This window comes from Candidatus Palauibacter sp., assembly GCF_965216145.1.
Lineage (GTDB): Bacteria > Gemmatimonadota > Gemmatimonadetes > Palauibacterales > Palauibacteraceae > Palauibacter.
The window spans coordinates 844285-865351 of record NZ_OZ244149.1 but is presented as its reverse complement, the minus strand read 5'-3'; the positions used below and the strand labels follow the sequence as shown (position 1 = coordinate 865351).

At 66.7% G+C, this 21067-nt stretch carries 15 protein-coding genes; 9 read left to right on the top strand and 6 right to left on the bottom strand.

Translation table 11 applies throughout. From position 1 onward, the window contains the following. Positions 1-5 precede the first annotated feature (5 nt). On the top strand, positions 6-404 hold the full coding sequence (locus ACOOHF_RS03800; protein ID WP_420463439.1) for a hypothetical protein: 399 nt from the start codon (positions 6-8) through the stop codon (positions 402-404). Between the two features lie 11 nt (positions 405-415). Here the strand turns inward: ACOOHF_RS03800 and ACOOHF_RS03795 are convergent, their stop codons facing one another. After that, positions 416-2020 carry a DUF2357 domain-containing protein gene (locus ACOOHF_RS03795; protein WP_420463438.1) on the bottom strand — a complete coding sequence of 535 codons (1605 nt, stop codon included), beginning with the start codon at positions 2018-2020 and terminating at the stop codon, positions 416-418. A gap of 134 nt (positions 2021-2154) precedes the next feature. Next, positions 2155-4308, bottom strand: coding sequence for a hypothetical protein (locus ACOOHF_RS03790; RefSeq protein WP_420463437.1), 2154 nt, complete (start codon positions 4306-4308; stop codon positions 2155-2157). A 120-nt stretch (positions 4309-4428) separates the two neighbouring features. Here ACOOHF_RS03790 and ACOOHF_RS03785 point away from each other — a divergent pair, with 120 nt between their 5' ends. Then, positions 4429-5208, top strand: a complete 780-nt coding sequence (locus tag ACOOHF_RS03785) for an SDR family NAD(P)-dependent oxidoreductase (protein WP_420463436.1) — start codon at positions 4429-4431, stop codon at positions 5206-5208. A 38-nt stretch (positions 5209-5246) separates the two neighbouring features. On the opposite strand, the gene ACOOHF_RS03780 is transcribed toward ACOOHF_RS03785, so the two are convergent. Both ACOOHF_RS03780 and ACOOHF_RS03775 read right to left on the bottom strand, forming a co-directional pair. Continuing rightward, a complete protein-coding gene (locus ACOOHF_RS03780; protein ID WP_420463435.1) occupies positions 5247-6431 on the bottom strand; it encodes a hypothetical protein in 1185 nt (394 codons plus the stop codon). Between the two features lie 11 nt (positions 6432-6442). Further along, positions 6443-7516 (bottom strand): branched-chain amino acid aminotransferase, encoded by a 1074-nt coding sequence (locus ACOOHF_RS03775; RefSeq protein ID WP_420463434.1) that lies wholly within the window; start codon positions 7514-7516, stop codon positions 6443-6445. 172 nt (positions 7517-7688) lie between these two features. Between ACOOHF_RS03775 and ACOOHF_RS03770 the strand changes: the two genes are divergently transcribed. From ACOOHF_RS03770 to ACOOHF_RS03750, 5 genes are all read left to right on the top strand, one after another. Then, positions 7689-9218: an amidohydrolase family protein gene (locus ACOOHF_RS03770; protein ID WP_420463433.1), complete on the top strand. Its 1530-nt coding sequence runs from the start codon at positions 7689-7691 to the stop codon at positions 9216-9218. A gap of 64 nt (positions 9219-9282) precedes the next feature. After that, positions 9283-12285 carry a prolyl oligopeptidase family serine peptidase gene (locus tag ACOOHF_RS03765; RefSeq protein ID WP_420463432.1) on the top strand — a complete coding sequence of 1001 codons (3003 nt, stop codon included), beginning with the start codon at positions 9283-9285 and terminating at the stop codon, positions 12283-12285. A 41-nt stretch (positions 12286-12326) separates the two neighbouring features. Next, a complete protein-coding gene (locus ACOOHF_RS03760) occupies positions 12327-13583 on the top strand; it encodes a 6-bladed beta-propeller (RefSeq protein WP_420463431.1) in 1257 nt (418 codons plus the stop codon). A gap of 391 nt (positions 13584-13974) precedes the next feature. Next, positions 13975-15177, top strand: coding sequence for a DNA cytosine methyltransferase (locus ACOOHF_RS03755; protein WP_420463430.1), 1203 nt, complete (start codon positions 13975-13977; stop codon positions 15175-15177). Further along, entirely contained in the window at positions 15170-15778 is a 609-nt protein-coding gene (locus tag ACOOHF_RS03750) for an Eco29kI family restriction endonuclease (protein ID WP_420463429.1), read from the top strand. The genes ACOOHF_RS03755 and ACOOHF_RS03750 overlap by 8 nt, the downstream gene beginning before the upstream one ends. Here the strand turns inward: ACOOHF_RS03750 and ACOOHF_RS03745 are convergent. Further along, positions 15759-16184, bottom strand: a complete 426-nt coding sequence (locus ACOOHF_RS03745; RefSeq protein WP_420463428.1) for a very short patch repair endonuclease — start codon at positions 16182-16184, stop codon at positions 15759-15761. The genes ACOOHF_RS03750 and ACOOHF_RS03745 overlap by 20 nt on opposite strands. 203 nt (positions 16185-16387) lie before the next feature. Here ACOOHF_RS03745 and ACOOHF_RS03740 point away from each other — a divergent pair, with 203 nt between their 5' ends. Then, entirely contained in the window at positions 16388-17734 is a 1347-nt protein-coding gene (locus ACOOHF_RS03740) for a YfcC family protein (protein WP_420463427.1), read from the top strand. Positions 17735-17955: 221 nt separating this feature from the next. Further along, positions 17956-18420 (top strand): hypothetical protein, encoded by a 465-nt coding sequence (locus tag ACOOHF_RS03735; RefSeq protein WP_419936101.1) that lies wholly within the window; start codon positions 17956-17958, stop codon positions 18418-18420. A gap of 33 nt (positions 18421-18453) precedes the next feature. Here the strand turns inward: ACOOHF_RS03735 and ACOOHF_RS03730 are convergent, their stop codons facing one another. Continuing rightward, the gene (locus tag ACOOHF_RS03730) at positions 18454-21021 is read right to left on the bottom strand and encodes a zinc-dependent metalloprotease (RefSeq protein ID WP_420463426.1); all 2568 of its coding nucleotides are present in this window, start codon (positions 21019-21021) and stop codon (positions 18454-18456) included. Positions 21022-21067 lie beyond the last annotated feature (46 nt).

Below are 21067 nucleotides of genomic sequence, written 5' to 3'. Positions count from 1 at the left end.
CAGGGATGAAGACGACGCTCGACATCGACGACGAATTGCTCGCCCGTGCTCGGCGCCACGCCGCGAACACCGGCCAGTCGCTCCGGAACGTGATCGAAGACGGACTCCGAAGCGTGCTCCCTTCAGATCCGCCGTCACCGGACTCAGAAGAGTACCAGCTCCCCGATCTCAGCTACGGCGATCCCTCCGCCGAATACCCCCTACCCGCAGATTTCGGGCGGGATTCCGCTGAGGAGTTCGCCAGCCGATTCCTGGAGCACGGTTTGGGGCTGAGCTGCGAGCAGATCCCGCTGTCGCCCGAAGGATTTACCCGCGTGGTTGAAATGGTGCAGCGGCCTCCCGAGCCGACGCGCGAGTTGAGAGACCTGATGGCGGATGCCGGCGAGGACGCCCCCGCCGATTGATCAGTCCGCTGCTACGGGAGCGGGACCGTCGAAGGAGCTTCGCTTCCGCTGAATTGCGCGCCAGGAACGTGCGGCCCGAGTAGCTTCCGCAGCGTCGCCATCACTTCACCGTGCGGCGAGGGACCGGGTCCAGCGTCCGGCTTGGGTGCGAACGGAACTGCACCGACGCCCTCCAACCGGCGGGGCAAATCCGTCGGCCGGATCACCGGTCTAGAGTTCGAGGCGTCAAAGAAACGGAACTCCGTGCCGGGGTACAGGATCCACACGGAGCGGGCGTTCGGAATCGCGTCCCGGTAGGTGTGCATCTTGTAGAGGTCGCCGCGCGTGAACACGCCCTTCCGCTCCTCGGCGTCGGCCCGCCGCTCTTCCCCCTTCCCCGTAACGAGCCCCGCGTCGGAGAGTCTCCGCACGCTGAACTTCGCGTCGAACAGGTGAAGATCGGCGTTCGATCTGCCGGGCAGATAGAGCGCGATGTCCGGGCGCAGCCGTACCGAGTAGGAATCTCTCGACGGAGAGAAAGTCCGGTTGTAGGCCAGGCGAACGCCGGAGGCCCACTCGAAGGTCTGGTTCCAGCCCAGAGAGACATGAAACGAGTCACTGCGGGCCGGTCGCGCGCTTCGAATCGGCGGTCCGAGGAGGGCGCGCACGAGGTCCGCGAGGCGGAAGAAGGTCCACAGTTCGTAGAGGGTGGCGATGTCCTTGAGTTCGAGCAGATTCCGCAGCTCCCGGCTGTCCAGCGGGATCCGGGGCGCGAGCCGGATCCTGGCGAAGTGCCGGAGCACATGTCTGTAGCCGCGCCGCCGCTGGAGGACCGTGGAGGAAAACGGGATCCGTACCATCCTCCCGACTTCGTCCCACATCGAATGGCGTACGATGGGCATCAGCGCCGCGTCCAGCCGGTCGCAGTCGTCGATCAGATTCTTCTCGAACACGCTGCGCCCGCCTTCGACCGCCGCCCGGGTCCGGCCGATGATCCCTTGGGCCTGGCCGATGAAGGCCTTAACAAACCGATTCTCCGGCGTGTCGATCGTGGCTCGGATCCGGCGCTCAGAGACTGTTTCGGGAAGCTGCCCACCGAGGCGCGAGGCGAGTGCCGCCCCCGGTACGGATAGGGACGCCGCCTGCACCGGCGTCCCGGTCCGTGTCACAAGGTCCAGCAGCGTGTGCGAATCCACCCTTGTGAGTGCTTCGATTCGGACCTCGCGCCGCTCCGTTCGCCAGCGCCGGTACGGCGTGCGCTGAATGAGTTCCAGAGCGGGGATCAACCGCGTGTCCGCCGGCGCATCCTCCGAGAGGATGTAGCGCAGGTAGACGAACGCGTGGTAGAGGACCTGATCGGGAGGCGCCGCCCCGCTGTCGTACTGCGCCGACCCCGGGTCCCGGGCCGAGAAGGGCAGGCTGGTGGCGAGGGCCGTCAGATCCGCGAGAAGCGCTTCGAAATCGCGTCGGTTGAGCTTGCCGGAGTACAGCTCCACCGGACCAACATGCGGGAGTTCGAGCGTTCCAACGGAATTGACGAGGCTCAGAACGAGTGCGCCGCGTCCAACTCTGTTCCAAGCCGACACGGGTAAGACCGCTTCGATCTGGGCGAGCTTCGCACGCGATCCTTCGATCACCCACCGCCGCTCGCTCTGCAACTGCAGCCGTCCCTCGGCGTCCCGGGGCGGCGTTGCTCCGGATCGGAACCCTTGGACAACGATCTCGGCGGACCCCCCGCCCACTCTGGCGGGCGTATCTTCGGTTGGCGCAATCACTCGATGAACGAAGTGAAGCCTCGCTGCTCCAGTCGGCGGAGCATGCGCCAGATCTTGGCTCCTGTGCGCGGAAACTCCGGCGGGTCTGGTTCGACGTTCGGATCGTCGCCGACGACTGGCTCACCGGTCGGTTCGTCACGTCGCTTCGGCGTCAGATGGCCGTCCCTACCAATCTTCCAGCCGTCGAGCGTGACGTCGACGTTTCTCCCGCGCCCGCGGTCCCGTCCGTACACGGCGAAGTTGAACAGGCGCCTCAGTAGATCCTCCAACTCCTGTTGGGTGCCATGGAACTTGGGGAGCACCTTCTGGAGCAGCGCCAGATCGAAAGCGGCCTTGGCGGCTCCGTCCTTGTCCGCCGACTGGTCCCGTGCGAGGAGGACGAAGCGGGCGATCTCGTTCGCGACCCGGTAGCCGAAGTGACGGTGTTCTTCCTCTAGGACGCCGTGGAGTTCACGAAGCGTGTTGTGAAACCGACCGCCCTCGAGTTCGCGGAATCTGAGCCAGTGTTTCCGGCGCGGCTTCTCGTAGGAAAGGCGCAGTCCGCCATCGCCCGAATCCAGACTGAGATCTGACGTCTGGTGCGAACTGGCCCCACTCGTGTATCCGTCAAGATCAACCCGGTCGAATTCGATCGTGAACGCTCGGTCCAGCACCTTCGGGCTGAACATGTACGTCGTCTCGTCGACGTTCACCGTGCCCGTGAAGAACACGTTATTCGGAACTCTTAGCTTCCGCGGGACCGCAACATCCGACTCCGTTTGTCCCTGCTCAATCGACTCGTTCTCATGGAGTGGTATCGGTTTCCCCGATTCGAGCGCGGACAGGAAGTCCGAGAAGTAGTGCTCCACCCGTGCGAGGTTCATCTCGTCCAGCACGACGAAGAACGGGTGGGGATTCCTGTCGTCCTTCTCGGCGCGCTCCACTTCGGCTTGTGCGTCAAGGAGGCAAGAGAGAAACGGAGTAGTCGAATATTCGTTCGTGAGCGGATTAAAAAATCCCAGCAGCCCACGATTGTCGACCCAATCCGGCCGCACGGGCACGACCGCGCTGTTATCAAGTTCCCGCTCTACCGTTCCAGCTTCGGCCAGCCGAAACTCAATCTGGTGCTCCTCGGACCGTTCCCCTTCCCGAAAACTGATGTAATACTGGTCGCCCGGCTGGAAGCTCTCCAGATACCAGTCCCGAAAGTCATGTGCGCCGGCAAACATGAGCCACGTCACGTTCTTGGCGGGGTTCGGATCTCGCCACCATTTGAGCGTGGTGCGCCCACCTGGATAGGCTGTCGAGATCGTGCCGCCGTTGGAGCTGGGCTCGGGAATCAGGAAGGGGTGGATCCTTGTCGCAAAGCCAACCGGCAGAACGATCTGCCGGTAACTAAAGTGGTATGGCCAAGCCTTCAGCTTGACTGCATCTTCCGCCACCGCCGACCCATCCGGTTCCTCCGCCCGCTGATCGTGGATCGTTGCCCGGAAGCTATCGGCCACGGCCATGGCGATCTGCGTTTTTCCCGTCCCCGAGATGCCAGTGAGAATGGCGAACCGCTTGGTCTGCAAAGCGAGCAGGTAGTTGGCGACCGTTTCCACCGGGAAATGCAATCCCCTCTCCTCAAGGGACCGCGCGAGCGCCCGAAACGCGGTCCTCCCGGTTGAACCCGCACCCTGGTCTGGATAGGGCAATTCCACATCAAGTTCCCGGCCCAGGAAATCGATCAGGGCGTTGGCTTCAGGGTTCTTTGAGCCAGAAACCGCTCGCTTGGCTCTAAGCGCCTCGTGGTGGGCGCTCTCGATTGACTCCCAAAGCTCGACGGCCTTCTCCCAATCCAAGGTGTAGCGGGAGGAACCGGAGGGGTGCTCGGGTGAGTACTCGCGGCGAGCGGCAGCGTTGAGAGCGCCCCGTTCCTCAGCGTTCAAGTCGTCCGGCACCACAAGAACCTCCACCTCGTCACGCCTGAGCGTGATCGCGTAAATCTGCCCGGTTCTGAGGTTCACGGTCCATCCGTTCATCTTTCGCACGGTTGGCGTCCAGTGCCTTCGTTCGAACTGGTTCGCCACCTGAATCGACTCGGCCATCTTGGTGAGAATCACTCGGCCGTCGGCATCGTCGGCGTAGTGCTTGAGGAGAGCGAGGCCTTCGGTTTCGTTCTCTGTCATGGCGTGGTCTTGGCTGGGGGATCCGATTTCAGCGAGTGAACATGTCCGTCCCGGGATGGCGGGTCCACCCGGAAGAAAGAGGGCTGGCGGGCGGTGGGGAGGCCGGGTAGAGTCTCGCGCATGGATCTGGGGCTGCAGGGGAAGGTCGCGGTCGTCACCGGCGGGAGCCGGGGGATCGGCCTCTACACCGCGCGGGCGCTGGGGGCCGAGGGTGCGCGGCTGGCGCTGTGCGCCCGCAACGCGGACGGCCTCGAGTCGGCGGCCGAGTCGTTGCGGGCCGAAGGTGTCGCGGACGTTCTGACGGTGGTCTGCGACATCGCCGCAGAGGATGGAGCCGCGCGGCTGATCGAGGCGACGCGCGACCGCTACGGGCGCCTGGACGTGCTCGTGAACAACGTCGGCGGCAACCGCCGCGGCACCTTCGAGGAGACGAACGACGGGGACTGGCTGGACATCATCCAGCTCAACGTCCTGTCGGGGTTCCGGGCCAGCCGCCTCGCCATCCCGCTCATGCGTGAGGCGGGAGGCGGGTCCATCATCTTCATCTCCTCCGTCTTCGGGCGAGAGAAGGGCGGGCCGGGGCTCTCCATCTACAACACGACCAAGACGGCGCTGATCTCGGCCGCGGGCATCATGGCCCTGGAACTCGCGAAGGACGGCATCCGCGTGAACTGCGTCGCCCCCGGCTCCATCCAGTTCCCGGGCGGAAGCTGGGACCGGCGAGTGCAGGCGAACCCCGAGGGGATGCGGGAGTTCGTCAAGGCGAACCTGCCCCTGGGGCGGTTCGGGCGGGCTGACGAGGTCGCGGACGTAGTGACGTTCCTGGCCTCGGAGCGGGCCAGTCTGATCACGGGGGCGTGCATCGCCGTTGACGGCTCGCAGGGGCGATCGCTGGTCTGAGGGTCTGACGCGGTAGGCCGTCGGGGGTGGGCCCGCAATCAGACGAAGCGCACCAGTTTCACGTCCAGCTCGCGAGTCGGCCCCTTAGGGGCCTTCCACTGGATGAGGATCGGGCTCTGATACGTGCCCCACGGGATCTCGCCCTTTCCGTCTCCGTCCCGGTCGATCACGGGCAGGCTGATCCCCCGCCGCAATCCCTGGAAGCGGGACACCGGGAAGGCCAGCGTCCGGTTCAGGACGCGCGCGATCACCGATTCGTCCACCCCGATCCGCCCCAGAACCCGGTTCAGTATGTGGACCGCCTCCACCGTGGCGGAGTCGATGACGGGTCCCGGAGAGCTTCGGAACGCGGTCGTGCCCATCCTGGCGACGTGGAGTGCCTTTCCGGACAGCCGCAGCGCCTTCCCCGGCAGCCGCAGCGCCTTCCCGGGGAGGGACAGCGGCCTGCTCAGAACCTCCCTGCCCTGATCGGCCATGAATCGCAGGGGGCTGAGAAGAGCCCCGCGCAGGTCGCTGTTCATCAGCAGCGGCTCGTACTCGTTCACCGTGAGGCTGGCACCCTTTTCCTGGGGCGCGAGCGAGACATCGAGGCGCCCGAACGGGACGCCGTGTTCCTCTACGAGAGCCTGGAGCCGATCCACGAATCCGAATTCCTGCTCCCTCAGGTCGATCGCATCGATGCCGTGAGACGGGACCTCCACCGTCAGCTGGGCTCGGGCCACGACCTCCTCCTCGCCGTAGCCCACGACCGTCGTCCGTCGCTGCCGCGTGCCACCCCTGTGCACGCCGTCCAGGTCCACGAACCACACCGGCTTGTCCTTCTCGTGGTCGTAGGAGGCCGCGCTCTGGAGTCCCGCGCCGATGAACGTCAGGTGGGAGTCCGCGTTCTCCGGCTCGGTGGCCCGCTGCTCGTCCGACAGTTCCGTGCGGAGGTCGAGTTCGTCGTGGACGTAGCCGGCCTTGGGCGGGAAGATCTCGTGGAAGACCCGGATGAACTCCTGCAGCTTCGCCTGATCGTATTCGAGCCGCTGTGCGAGCCGCTGGTCCAGATAACCCGCCGTCGTATGGTCGGAGATGTAGAGCGCCTTGGGATAGCGGGCGAACTCCGACCCGAACTCCTCGGCCAGCTTCGCACGGACATCGATGAAGTCCGTGCGGAAGGCGGGCTTTATCCAGAGCGTGGCCTTGAACGGAGGGCCGGCCGGCTCAGTTACCACGTCCAACGCATGCCTTTTTAGATGGGACGCCAGAGCCAGCCGTGTCGGTCCTCGATCCGCCCGGTCTGGATCCCGTACAGTTCCGCCTTGAGGCGCGCGGCGATGGAATCGGGGCGCTGCGCGAGCGTCACGTCGGTCCCTTCGAGACCGAGGCGGTCGATCGGCTGGATCGTCGCGGCCGTTCCCGAACCGAACGCCTCCTCGAGCGTGCCGGCGGCGTGCGCGTCCAGGAGTTCATCCACCGAGATCCGTCGCTCCTCGCACGGGATCCCGAGATCGGCGCAGAGTCGGATCAGCGAGTGGCGCGTGACGCCGGGGAGGATCGTCCCCTCGAGTGGCGGCGTGATCGCCGTCCCGTCGATGACGAACCACATGTTCATGACGCCGCACTCCTCGACGTACCGGCCCTCGTGCCCGTCGAGCCAGATCACGTTGTCGTATCCCTGTTGCTGCGCCTGCTGGGAAGCCAGCATGGTGGGCCCGTAATTGGCGGCGGGCTTGTGGCCGCCGGTGCCGCCGGGGAAGGCCCGCACGAATTTGCGCGTGGTCACGAGACTGACCGTCTTCGAACCCGTGAAGTAGAGCCCGACGGGCGCGGTCATGAGGACGAAGCGGAACGACCTCCCCGAGACGACGCTCAGGGCCGGATCCGTGCCGAAATAGCTGGGACGTATGTAGAGCGCCCCCTGGTCGGCGTCCGGCAGCCACCCGCGATCGACCTCGAGCAATTCCCGCAGCGCGTCGAAGAACAGTTCCTTCGGGAGTTCCGGCATCACGAACCGGGCCGCAGTGCGATTGAACCGCTTCTGGTTCATGTCCGGCCGGAAGACGGCGAGATCGCCCTCCGGCGTCTTGTGCGCCTTGAAGCCCTCGAACATCGAGACGGCGTACTGGAGCGCCTTCGAACTCGGGTAGATCTCCATCGGCCCGTAAGGCCGGATCTCCGAACCCGTCCACTCACCGTCGATGTTCTCGGCCACGAACATGTGGTCCGACCAGATCGACCCGAAGGGAAGGTTGTCGAAGTCCACGGAAGGATGTCGCGAGTGCTCGACGCGCGTGATGGGGAAGGCAGAGGTGATCGTCGCCATTTATCGTCTCTCATAGCTGGTGATTCGCGCCCCCGGCGCGGCCTTCAAGGCACCCGCACCGACCGCGTACAGCCCGCATAGCCTAGCGCGGGTTCGCGCGCGCGGCTACTCGCGACCCGAACAATCTGTTAGTCTGAGCGGAGGTGTAGGCCGAAGAGACCGGAGGTACGCCATGTCCCGCCACATCCGCCGCGTTTTCCCCCTGCCGTTGTTCGTTCTCGCCGTAGTCCTCGCGGGGCCGGGCGAAGTCCGGGCCCAGACCACCGCGATCGTGGGCGCGACCCTGATCGACGGGAACGGCGGCGCCCCCATGGCCGATGCGACCGTTGTCGTCGAGGGCGACCGCATCACCGCCGTCGGTCCCCGCGCGGAGGTAGAAGTGCCCCCGGGCGCGCAGGTGATCGACGGGGCCGGCAAGTTCGTGACCCCCGGCTTCGTCGATACCAACGTCCACATCTCCCTCTACGGCGGCGGCAACAAGGACCGCAAGGAAAGCTCGGTCTTCTACCGGAGCATGGGTCCCGAACTCACGCTCGAGGCGGCACAGATGCACCTCAAGTTCGGCGTCACCCACCTCCGGGACAGCTACGGCGCGCTCCCCGAACTCCAGCAGGTGCGCGACGCGATCGCCTCGGGGGAGGCGATTGGCCCGCGGCTGCAGGTGGCCGGGAACATCGTCGGCTGGGGCGGCCCCTACTCCATCACTTTCGCGCTGATTCCGGAGGACGACCTCTCACTATACGAGGAGCAGTTCTCCGATCACATCGCGCAGGGGGCGGGCGAGGACCTGATGGACCTCTACCCGGAGGAACTGCGGACGAGGATCCGCGAGTACCTCGACAAGGGCGTGGACTTTCTCAAGTACGGCGGGACGAGTCATTGGTCTTTCCCCACCCTCATCGGGTTCTCGCCCGAAGCACAGCGCGTGATCGTGGAGGAGACGCACGCGCGCGGGCTCATCGCCGAGACCCATTCGACCAACCCGGAGGGGCTCCGGCTTTCCGTCGAGGCCGGGATCGATCTCATCCAGCACCCCGAGGTCCTCGCCAGCCGGGAGATCTCCGACGCCCTCGTGAAGCAGATCGTGGACCGCGGCATCGTGTGCTCGATGCTCGTGAACACCTTCACGGGTCCCGCCTGGGAGAACCACCTCACGAACAGGAAGGCGGCGGAGGAGCGGCTCGCGCGCGAGGCGGAGGGAGCCCGGGCGCGGGAGTGGGGGCGGCTGCGGCGCCCCGTCGAGCGGGAGAAGACGACCTACCAGATCCGCCGCGAACAGCGCGCCGTGGGCCACGGCAACGAGGTGAGACGCCTGAATGCGAAGAAGCTCATCGATGGCGGCTGCATCACCTCGCTGGGGACCGACAACTACGCGGGCGTCGCGCCGGAATACGGCCGCGCGCCCAAGCCGATATGGCAGGAGCCCGGCATCGGGACGCTGCTCGCGATCGAAGGCCTCGTGGAGATGGGCATGACCCCCGGCGACGCGATCGTGGCCGGGACCCGAAACGGAGCCATCGCGTCCGGCGCGCTCGACGAGTTCGGGACGATCGAAGCCGGCAAGCTCGCCGACCTCCTCGTGCTCGACGCCGACCCACTGGCCGACATCACGAACATCCGGAAACAGTCGGTGGTCATGGCCGCCGGCCGGATCATAGACGCGGACGCGCTGCCGACCGAACCGGTCTACTTCAAGCGATAGCGTCACCGGCATGCCGGCGGGCGCCACCAGCACCGAACAACACACCCCGACACAGGAGGGCCGGATGTCCTCGACCTCTCGTAACTTCGCGGCCGCCCTCGCCTCGGTCGCCCTGGCCTGCGTCGCGCTGGCGCCCGGTGCTCTGGCCGCGCAGGAGACGAAGCCCGCGCTGGACCATGAAGACACCTACCGCTGGAACTCGATCGGCGGCCGCACGATCTCCGCGGACGGCGAATGGCTGGCCTACGTGCTGCAGCCATGGGACGGGGATCCCACGCTCGTGATCGCGCGCGCCGACGGCTCGGCCGAGCGGCGCTTCCGCGGCAGTAGCCCCTCCTTCACGCCTGACTCCCGTCACCTCGCGTTCCGCGTCCCGCCGCTGCAGGCGGTTGTCGATTCGCTCCGCCTGGAGGGGGAGCGGGGCGACGATCTCCCCGGCGACTCTCTCGCGGTGGTGACGCTGGCCGCGGCCTTCGGAGCCGAGGGCGACGACGCCGGCGTCACGCGCGCCGGTCCCATCGAGTCCTTCCGGATTCCGGAGGATGGGGGCGCCTTCGTGGCCTATCTCCTGTCCGAGGACCCCGAGGCTGAAGAAGAAGAGGGAGAGGACGCCGAGCCCGAAGCCGAAGAGGGTGAGGAAGAGGCGGAGGAAGAAGAGGGCGAAGAGGAAGAGGCGCGCTCTGCCGAGTACGAGAAGCGGCATGAGAAGGAAGACGGGACGCCCCTCGTCCTCATGAATCTCGAGACGGGGTCGGAGCACACCTTCGCTGACGTCGTGGCCTACGAAGTCGCGGATTCGGGTACCGGAGTCGCGTATGTGGCATCGACCGAGGACGAGGGTGGAGACGGCGTCCACCTCGTGAATCCCGCGAGCGGAGAGAGCGTGGAAGTGCTCTCCGGCGAAGGCCACTACGTGCAGCTCACCTTCGATGAATCCGGCGAGCGCTTCGCCTTCCTGAGCAACCGCGACGAGTGGGAGATGGACCAGCCCTCCTTCGCCCTGTATCGCTTCGAGGAAGGGTCGCTCGCGCGGCTGGCCGACCACGAAACGAGCGGCGTGCCCGATGACTGGTGGGTGAGCGAAAACGGCGCGGTCTCGATCAGTGAGGACGGCGAGCGGGTGTTCTTCGGCACGGCGCCGCGCCCCGAGCCGGAACCGGACGAAGAGATCCTGGATGACGACCGCGTGAACCTCGACATCTGGAACTGGAAGGACGACTACCTGCAGCCGATGCAGCTCGTGCAGGCGAACCGTGAGCGGAACCGGTCCTATCTGGCCGTCGTGCACGAAGGCCGCGACGGGGTCGTGCAGCTCGGTACGGCGAACGTTCCCGAGGTGGAGCGGACCGAGACCGGCATGAGCGATTACGTCCTGGCCACGACCGACATGCCGCACCGCCAGGAGATCTCGTGGGACGGCCGGTACGAGGATGCGTACGCCGTCGACGTGGTGACCGGGGAGCGGCGGATGGTCGTGGGGCGGGTCCGTGGCTTCGGCGGCGCCAGCCTCTCGCCCGATGGCACGTACGCCTCCTGGTGGGACGAGGCGGACCGCGACTGGAAGGCGGCCCCGATGGACGGGAGCGCACCCGCGCGCAGCCTCACCGGCCACCTGCCGGTCGCGTTCTTCAACGAACTCGACGACCACCCGCAGGGTCCGCCGCCGTACGGCGCACCGGTTTGGGTCGAAGGAGACGCCGCGTTGATCGTGCCCGACCGGAACGACATGTGGCGCCTGGACCCGAGCGGCGACGAGCCCGCGCTGCGGCTCACCGCCGGAAGGGGGGCCGACCTCCGCTACCGCGTGCAGCGCGTGGGCGAGGGCGGTGGCGGCAACTTCTTCGGCTTCGGAGGAGGCGGCGGCGGGGGCGAGGGGATCGAGGAAGGCGAGGTTCTCTTCTCCGCGTTCGACATGGGGACGAAGGCGGCCGGCTATGCCCGCGGCCGGACGGACGAAGCGGGTGGTCTCGAGGAACTGGTGATGGGCGACATGCGGTACGGCTCGCCGACCCGGGCGGAAGACGCGGACCGCTACATGTGGACGCGCGAGACGTTCGTCGAGTTCCCCGATGTGTGGGTCGGCGACTCCGACTTCGAGAACGCCAGCAGACTGACCGACGCGAACCCGCAGCAGGCGGAATACCGCTGGGGGAGCGCCGAACTCGTCCACTGGATGTCGAACGACCGCACGCCGCTCGACGGGATCCTCATCAAGCCGGACGGCTTCGACCCGTCACAGCAGTATCCCCTGATGGTCTACTTCTACGAGCGCATGTCCGACGGGCTGCACAGCTACCAGCCGCCGCTGCCGAACCGGGCCTCCGTACGCTTCTCCTTCTACGCGAGCCGCGGCTACGTCGTGTTCATCCCGGACATCCCGTACGAGATCGGCTATCCGGGCGAGAGCGCGCTCGATGCCGTCGTGCCCGGGGTGCTGTCGCTGATCGAACAGGGCTTCATCGACCCCGACCGCGTCGGCGTCCAGGGCCACTCGTGGGGCGGCTACCAGATCGCCTACATGATCACCAAGACGAACATCTTCGCGGCGGCGGAAGCCGGCGCTCCCGTGTCGAACATGACGAGCGCCTACGGGGGCATCCGCTGGCAGTCCGGGATGAGTCGCATGTTCCAGTACGAGCGCACGCAGAGCCGCATCGGGGGCACGCTGTGGGACGAGCGCGACCGCTACGTTCACAACTCGCCCCTCTTCTTCGCGGACAAGATCCAGACGCCGCTCCTCATGCTCCACAACGACGAGGACGGCGCCGTGCCGTGGTATCAGGGGATCGAGATGTTCGTCGCCATGCGGCGGCTGGAGCTGCCCGTGTTCATGCTCAACTACAACGGCGAGGGCCACGGCCTGGGACGCCAGCCGAACCAGGAGGATTGGGCGATCCGCATGCAGCAGTTCTTCGACTACTACCTGGTCGACGCCCCGGCCCCGCGCTGGATGGAGGAGGGCGTGCCGGCGGTCGTGAAGGGCCGCGAACTCGGCCTCGAACTCATCGGCAAGCCCGTGTCCGAGGAAGGCGGCGTCTCAGGCGAACGCGGCGGCTCTGGAAGGTGACGCCTGTATCGCACGGAAATCCGGGTCGAGCTTTGTATGCCTTGGCGGTCCTCCTGGTCCTGGCGGACGCCTCGCCCGCGCGTGGCGCGGGGACGCCCCGTCTCGGGCAGGAAGCGACCGTCGACACCCTCGAGAGCGGCCGAATCGTCGTGTCCAACCCCGCCCCCGGGCGAGGCGGGGGATCCGACGAGTGGCGCCTCGTCGAGGAACTCCGCCTCGGCCAGGTGGACGGGACCGGGCCGGAGGTCTTCGGGGATGTGCACGACGTCGCCGTGGACGAGAAGGGTCACATCTACGTGCTGGATGTCGCTTCGAAGGAAGTCCGCGTCTTCGACCGGGCGGGTCGCCATCTGCGAAACATGGCCCGCGACGGAGAGGGACCCGGCGAGTTTCGCTACTCCGGCTTCTCCCCCGTGTACCGTATCATCTGGCAACCTCCGAACCGGCTCTGGATCGGTGACCTCCATCAGCAGTTGAGTTTCGATTCGCTGGGAAATGAACTCAGCCGGTCCGGCCAGCCCTTCGGCCCCGGGATGCCGATCAGCGGAGCCGCCATGATGGGCGGGCTGCGTAGCGGCAGGATCGTCGCCGCCGACGGGGAGGGCTTCGTCTATCAGGAGATGTCCGGCCGGAGCGAGCTGTCCGCCGACCAGAGCGTGAGTTACACGTACGGCGTACGCCTGCCCGTCCATCCCGAGCATCCGAACCCGGTTCCGCCAAAGGATTCGCTCCTGCTCGACAGCCGCGTCACGACGAGCATCTCGCAAACAACAAGTCGGAGCGGCCCAACTATCTCGGTCGGAGGCTTCGTGAAGACGACCATCCCGAGACGTGTGTGGGCGTTCGGGCGCAGCGGAACCGCGTGGCTGGCTGACAGGGCGGTCTATCGCTTCCACGAAGTCACGTTCGCCGGAGACACGGTTCGCACGATCGAACTCGGCGATCCGCCCCCGCCCCCGCCGGACGATTCGGATGAGGCCGAGTACACCCCCCTGCTTGCGGATCTGGAAGTGTCGCCGGAGGGCTGGCTTTGGGTGCGCCGGCACCAGGACGATCTGGAGGAGGATCCGGCCTGGGACCTGTTCGACAACTGCGGCCGCTACCGGGGCGAGGTCTCCACGTCTGCACGGCTCGGGACCCCTCGTGGCAGGAACTGGGACCCGGACCCCATGGATCTCGGCGCGGCGGGCGTAATCCATGGAATCGCCCGCGACGCCCTGGATGTGAGCTACGTGCTCCGTCTCCGACTGGCGAGCGCGAGCGGCACTCCAATCGTCACAGAGGAATGTCCCCACTGACCGGCGGTGGGTCGCCCCGGTACGGGCGAAAGCGCGTGTGACGAAACGCCTCGGGCGGTTGCGTTTTCCGCACCGCTGACCCTGCTGACGGCCGCGATCCTCGCGGCCGCTGCCACGCTTTGACGGGGTATTCCTGATCTTCCCCATCGCGGGTCGGCTGACGTGTGCGACGCGACGGCGTTGCTCCGGCGCGGCATCGCTTAGCTCCGTCGAGCGGCTGAGGGAGGCGAGATCTTTTCGGTCCCCGTCGTCTCCCGGGCCTTCGCGACCGGTGTCTCCAGGGAACGCGACGAACGGTGTGAGAGGTACTTGTCTTGACAGCTACTCATGATCGTCACGAAGTGTTGGTTTCGGAGCCCCGAAACGCTATCCTCGGTGAGTAGGATGGATCTTGGGCTGGGAGGGGGAGGGGCGATTGGTAAAGCCGGCGTTTCGATCGCTTGAGTTGTTCACGGGGGCGGGTGGGCTCGCCCTCGGAACGCACGCTGCCGGCTTCCGGCACGCAGCGCTGCTCGAGTGGAACCGTCATGCGTGCGCCACGCTTCGTGAGAACATCCGGAACGCCACCGTTTCCGGAGTGTCGGAGTGGTCCGTCGTCGAAGGCGACGTCCGCGACTGTGACTACGCTTCGTTCGGTTCCGCCCAGCTAGTGGCGGGCGGTCCACCGTGTCAGCCGTTCAGCATCGGTGGCAAGCACCGTGGGATGAACGATCGACGGGACATGATCCCGGAGTTCATCCGCGCTATCCGCGAGGTTCAGCCTGCAGCGTTTATCTTTGAGAACGTCAAGGGGCTGACCCGCGCGGCTTTCCGTAACTACCTTTCCTACATTGAGTTGCGACTTCAACATCCCGAGGATATCGCGCGACCCCATGACACTTGGGAGGATCATCTTGCTCGGCTGGAGGACGTACACACGCGCGGAACCCGTGAAGGGCTTCATTACCGAGTCGTTCGTCGTCTGCTGAACGCGGCCGACTACGGAGTACCGCAGACTCGAGAACGCGTGTTCATCGTCGGCTTTCGGCGAGACCTCGATGTGGACTGGCACTTTCCCGAACCGACGCACTCTCGCGAGCGGCTTCACTACGACCAGTGGGTGTCGGGCGAATACTGGGAAGAGCGGGAGATGGAGGCGCCCGACCCTCCCGCTCGCCTAGGCAGCGTCATCGGTCGGCTTCCCGCACTTTTTCCGCCCGAGGAGAAGCCTTGGGCCACGCTTCGTGGAGCCATAGCGGGCCTGCCGCGACCGAGGGAGCATGGAGACACGCCCGGCGTGCTGTTCCACCGGTTGCAGCCGGGAGCTCGAGCTTATCCGGGACATACGGGAAGTCCGCTCGATCTGCCGGCGAAGACCCTGAAAGCTGGCGTCCACGGGGTGCCGGGCGGCGAGAACATGATCGCGTTCCCGAGCGGGCGTGTGCGCTACCTTACAGTACGTGAAGCGGCCAGGGTGCAGACGTTCCCCGACTCCTGGCGGTTCACGGGCAGTTGGACCGAGACCATGAGACAGCTTGGGAATGCCGTGCCGATGCGACTCGCCGTTGTGTTGGCGAGCAGCATCGCGGCTCGCTTGAGCCACGGCCATGCCTGAACACGAGCCCTACGACCCCCTCGACTACGGCAATCTCACCGTCAATCTGGTCCGGGAGCTGATGACCCGGCTAGCCGTGAGTCTGCCGATACCGGACCGGTTTGCGGGCCCTGGCGTGTACGCGCTGTTCTACGACGGCGGCTATGGTCCCTACGCATCATTGCGGTCACCTGACGCCGCGCAGCCGATCTACGTTGGAAAAGCGGTGCCCCCAGGCGGGCGGAAAGGCGGGAGCGCTCCCGACGAGTCCGAGCCCGTGCTCTACCGCCGCATCGGAGAGCATGTGCGGTCTCTTGAAGCCGCCGACAATCTCCGGCTGGGGGACTTCACGTGCCGACACTTGGTGGTTGTTCCACTATGGATCACGATGGCCGAACGCTTCCTCATCGAACACTACCAGCCTTGCTGGAATGTCTGCATCGAGGGGTTTGGGATCCACGACCCCGGCAGCGGTAGACACGCCAGTCAGCGTTCGTGGTGGGATACGCTTCACCCGGGCCGCCCATGGGCGACCAACCTGCAGCCGAGAGACGAGGCGGACGCGGAGGAGTTGCTTCGAGCTTTCACCGCCGAGAGACAGGCTATCCCAGAAACGCCCTAACCCTCTCCGCCAGAGGATCGAGAGCCTTGGTCTCGCACTCCCAGATGACCAGGATCTCCCAACCGAGTCGTCTCAGCGCGGCTTCCTTTGACCGATCGCGCCGCGCGTTACCGTCGAGTTTTTTCCGCCAGAAATCTCGGCGCTCCGGCGACTTGGGAAGTCGATTCCGCGAACACCCCTCATGCCGGTGCCAGAAACAACCGTGCACGAGGATCACCTTGCGGCGTGGCTGGAACACGAGATCGGGGCGGCCTGGAAGGTCCTTCGCGTGAAGCCGATAACGGTAGCCCAGACCGTGGACGAGCCGTCGCACTCTCATTTCCGGCTTCGTGTCCTTGGACCGGATCCGGCTCATCCGTTCGCTGCGTTCGCGAACCGTGAGCGTGTCCAGACTGCTTTCTTCCATGCGATTGTCCCGGCATCCCGCCATGCGGCGGCGGCAGATCTTGTTCGCGTGGATGATGCCGGATCGATCCCGTCCGGGCCAGAGCGCCGCCGCGTGCGAACCGAGAGCACGCCGCGCCTCGGATTGTCAGACGGGGTGGGCAGCGAACACCTTCAGGATTCATGGCGACATCATCGGCATTTCGCAGGCGGGTAGGCGAGCGGGTGCGGAGGTTGCGTTTTCCGCACCCGCTGACGCTGCTGACGGCGGTAGTCCTCGCGGCTGCAGCGCTGTCGTACGTCTTGCCGGCGGGGGAGTACGACCGGCGGGACGATCCGGAGACCGGGCGCAGCATCGTCGTGCCTGGGAGCTACCAAGAGGTCGAAGCCAACCGCATCGGGATTTTCGATGCCATCGTGGCCATCCCCCGCGGGATGGCGGGCCGCGCCGATGTCGTGTTCCTGATCTTCCTCATCGGTGGGGCCTTCGCGGTGTTCGACGCGACGGGGGCGCTCCGGCGCGGCATCGCTTGGCTCGTCGAGCGGCTCGAGGGCCGCGAGATCCTGGCGATCCCCGTGGTCTCCCTCGCCTTCGCGGCGGGTGGCGTAACGGAGAATCTCCAGGAAGAAATCATCCCGCTCGTTCCGGCCCTCATGCTCCTGACGAAGCGGCTCGGCTACTCGCCCATGGTGGGGGTCGCAGTGAGCGCGGGTTCCGCGTTCGTGGGGTCGGCGTTCAGTCCCATCAACCCGTTCCAGGTGCTGACCGCGCAGGAGGTGGCGGACGTAGCGCCGCTCTCGGGCAGCGGGTTCCGGCTGGTCTTCCTGGCCGTCGCCCTTGGTCTCTGGATCTGGTGGACGATGCGTTACGCGGCCCGGACCCGGGTTGAGGCCGAGACGGTAGAGGCGGCGGAATCGGAGGCCGCGCCGGGATGGAGGGACTTGACCATCTTCGGCATCGTCGCCGCGACTTTCGGCGTCCTCGTGTGGGGACTGCTGTCGCTGGGGTGGGACTTCGACCACATGTCGGCGCTCTTCTTCGTCATGGGCGTGGTCGTCGGGATCGTCGGGCGGCTCGGCATCACGGGGACGGCCGAGGCGTACGCGCAGGGCTTCAAGTCGATGGGGTACGCGGCGCTTCTCATCGGCTTCGCCAACGCGATCTATGTCGTCATGGATGACGCGCGGATCATCGATACGATCGTGCGCGGCCTCTTCATCCCGCTTGCAGAACTGCCTCTCGCGCTGTCGGCCATCGGCATGTCGGCCGCACAGGGCGTGCTGCACTTCGCCGTGCCCAGCGTGAGCGGCCAGGCGGTGCTCACGCTCCCGGTGCTCGTGCCGCTGTCGGACCTACTCGGACTCTCGCGGCAGATCACGATCCTCGCCTACCAGTACGGGGCGGGGCTGTGCGACCTGATCACGCCGACCAACGGCGCGCTGATGGCGATCCTGGCGGCGAGCGGCGTCCGCTACGAGGCGTGGCTGCGCTTCGTCGTCCCCCGCTATCTCATGCTGATGGCGCTCGGGGCCGTGGCGCTGGTTATCGCCATCGCCATCGGCTACAGCTGACGGTCCCCGCGTTCCCGCGGGAACGTTCCCCTCGGCATCTCCAAATTCGGCTGCGTGCCCGTTGAGGGCCGGTTCATACCGCGCTGCAACCTTGGCCCGCGATCGTAGGCGCCGCCCTCAGCCCGGCGCCGCCCGCGTCGGTTTCCGGAAACCGGCCCGACCGCGCTAGCTTGAATCAGGGAGGAGGAAGGCTTGATTCCGATGAAGACTCCAGAGCCGCGATGAGCGACGTCGCCCTTGCGGTCGTTACCGCCGCCGGAACCGCTGTCGGAACCGGTGCCTCCGTAATCATCGTACTCTGGCGGATCATTCGGGCCCTTCGGACGGACATGGCGACGGGGATCGCGGGCGTGCGCACGGAGATGAAGGTCGAGATCGGTGGGGTCCGTTCGGACATGAAGGCGGCGATCGGCCAGCTCCGGAACAACGATCTGAAGCACGTGGAGACCCGAATCGAGCGAGTCGACCAACGGCTCACCGCCGCTATCGGCGAGGTCCGCGAGGAGCTGCGCGGGCTCCGCTCGGACATGACGGCCGAGATCGGGGGGCTCCGCTCGGATATGACGGCCGAGATCGGGGGGCTCCGCTCGGATATGACGACGGCGGTCAGCGACATGCGGGCGGACATGCGCACGAATCAGCAGCAGGTTCTGGAAGCGATCCGCGCTATCCGGAACCCGCGCTGACACACCCCCCGCGTTCCCGCGGGAACGTCGCCGTCAGAAACCGCCTGGGTCAGCCTCGCAGTCAGGGGAGATACCAAGCCACCGCGTTGCCCAGCCCGCAGGACCGGCGGCGGTCCAGGCTGCGCCTGCCAGCCACTCCATGGCCGGTTCCCCGATCGGGGCGCCCGGCGGCGCGCCCGGCGTCCCTGGCATCTGGTACGGTGACGATGGCTTGTCGAGGAAGCGCTCGATGTCCCGGTCGACCAGGTGTACGAAGGCCACGTCACTCTCCGGCGGCGGGTTCGCCGCCATCTCGGATCGAAGCTCCACGAGGCGGCGCGTCGCAATGGCCCGCACATGCGGCATGGAAGCCCCTTCCGCCAACGCCATGATTCGGTCCACGAGCACGCGGTAGGCCGCGAGCCGCAGTTCCGTGTGGTACGGCGTCTCGTTCGCTGCGGGCCGAACTCCGTTGACGAGCGCTATCAGGACTTCGTCGAGCCCCGGCAACTCCGGGTCGAGCGCGTGCTGTTCCACCAATCGGGCGGCCCGCGCCGGCTGCAGCACCCGAGAAACGGTGTGGTCGGCCGCCACGACGGCGGGCGTGACCGCATCGAAGGCCGGTCCCGTGTAGCGCGGGAACGTCTCCCGGGAGCGACCGAAGCCGGGCGGCCGGGGCGGCAGCAGGTCCAGCACCCCCACCGGAATCGCGAGTTCGGCCGGGCTCAGCGTCGCGGCCAATGCATCGAGCGCGGCCCGCTGAGCGTCGCCCGACACCCGCCGCATGGGCGTCCGCCCGTCGCCGCGAAACGCGTAGATGTACTCCAGCCCCCCGAGCAGCGAGGCGGCCGCGTCCACCTGGTAGCGGTGGTGCATGTAGAGCGGGACCAGCGCCTCCTCGACCGTGACGATCGGTCGCCCTGCGCGGATCGCCGCCTCCCCGAATCGGTCCAGCGCGTGCCGCCGCACCTCCATCATGCGGTCGAGTTCCGCCGCCGCGTCCACCCCGTTCGACCACTGGTCGGCGCGCGCGTGGATCCCGATGTCCTGGTTCGTGAAGTAGATGATGTCCTCGTCCCACGCCTCGTCGAGGATCCGCTGCAGCTCGGCGGCCTCGTCGGTCCCGGGCGGGAAGTCCGAGTAACCGTACGTGATCGCGACCTTGTCCCATTCCCCGATGTCCACGTCATAGACCTCGGAATAGTCGAGCCGTCCATCGTTCCCCAGAGTCACCAGCGGATGGGGGTAGTCCAGGACCGAGATCCGGCCGCGGCTGCTGTCGTAGTAGTTGTGGCCGAGACCCAGCGTGTGCCCGACTTCGTGCGCCGACAGCTGTCGAATCCGGGCCAGCGCCCACGCGGCGATGTCCTCCGGCACCTCGTCGCCGTTCGCGTAGGGGGAGAGCAGACCCTCGGCGATGAGGTAGTCCTGCCGCCAGCGAAGCGACCCGAGTGTCACGACGCCCTTGAGGATCTCGCCCGTGCGCGGATCCGTGACCGACCCCCCGGTGCTCCAGCCGCGCGTGGAGCGGTGCACCCAGTTGATCACGTTGTAGCGCACGTCGTGCGAACTCACGCCCTCCGGCAGCATCTCCACCTGAAACCCATCGCGGAACCCGGCCGCCTCGAAGGCCTGGTTCCACCACCGGGCCCCCTCGAGCAGCGCCGTCCGGATCGGCTCCGGCGCCCCCGGGTCGAGATAGTAGACGATGGGCTCGACGGGCTCGCTCACGGCCGCCGACGGATCCCGCTTCTCGAGCCGGTGCCGCCGAATGAAACGCTGCCGCATGTCCTCGCCCAGCGGCGCGGAGTAGTCCGCGAAGCTCATGGCTCCGTAGCCGGCCCGCGGATCGAACGCCCGCGGCGTGTATTCGCCCAACTCGGGGAGCTGAACAAAGGAGTGATGCAGCCGGATTGTCGCGGCCTCGCCGGTCGAGGCCACGCTTCCGACCCCCTCGAACGCTCCGCCTCCGCCACCGAAGCCGAAGCCGCCGCCCCCGGCCCCCGGCTGGCGCACGAAGGTGAGGGAGGCCTCGATCTCGGTGTTCTCCGGGAACCCCATCGTCATCGGGAGGTGGATCGCGCTCCGGCTCGCGTCGAAACGGTACGTCCCCGGCCGCAGCCGCTGCGCCCAGTTGATCATGTCCCGGACCACGAAGTCCGTCGCGTCAACGAGCACTCGCCCATCCGTCTCCGCCCCCGCCGTGAATCCCCACAGCGTGGAGGGGGCGAACGCGTCCGTCACCGCCTGTACCTCGCGCGGGTTCGGGCTGCTCGCACGGAAGTCGAGGTTGGGCTGGATCATCAGCACCTTGGGCCCCACCCGGTGGAAGCGTACGAGGCGCGAGCCGGAGAGCGCCCCCCGATCGAGGCCGATGTCGTTCGACCCAAGACCGGAGGCGAGGCCCGTCATGTGCAGCAGATCCGTGTCCCAGCGCGATATCTCAAGCCACAGCTTGCCGCTGGACGCCTCCCAGTACATGGGGATGAAGCCGTCGATGGCCCTCATCGAAGCCGTTTTTTCCTCGATAGACGGGAGCTCGCCCCCGGCGTCCTGCGCGACGGCGGACACTGGGATGAGGACGGAGAGGAAGACGGGAAGAAGCTTCCGGAAACGGGTCACGGAGTACACAGACGCCTCCTGAGGACGATGAGTGGTCGGCTCCCCC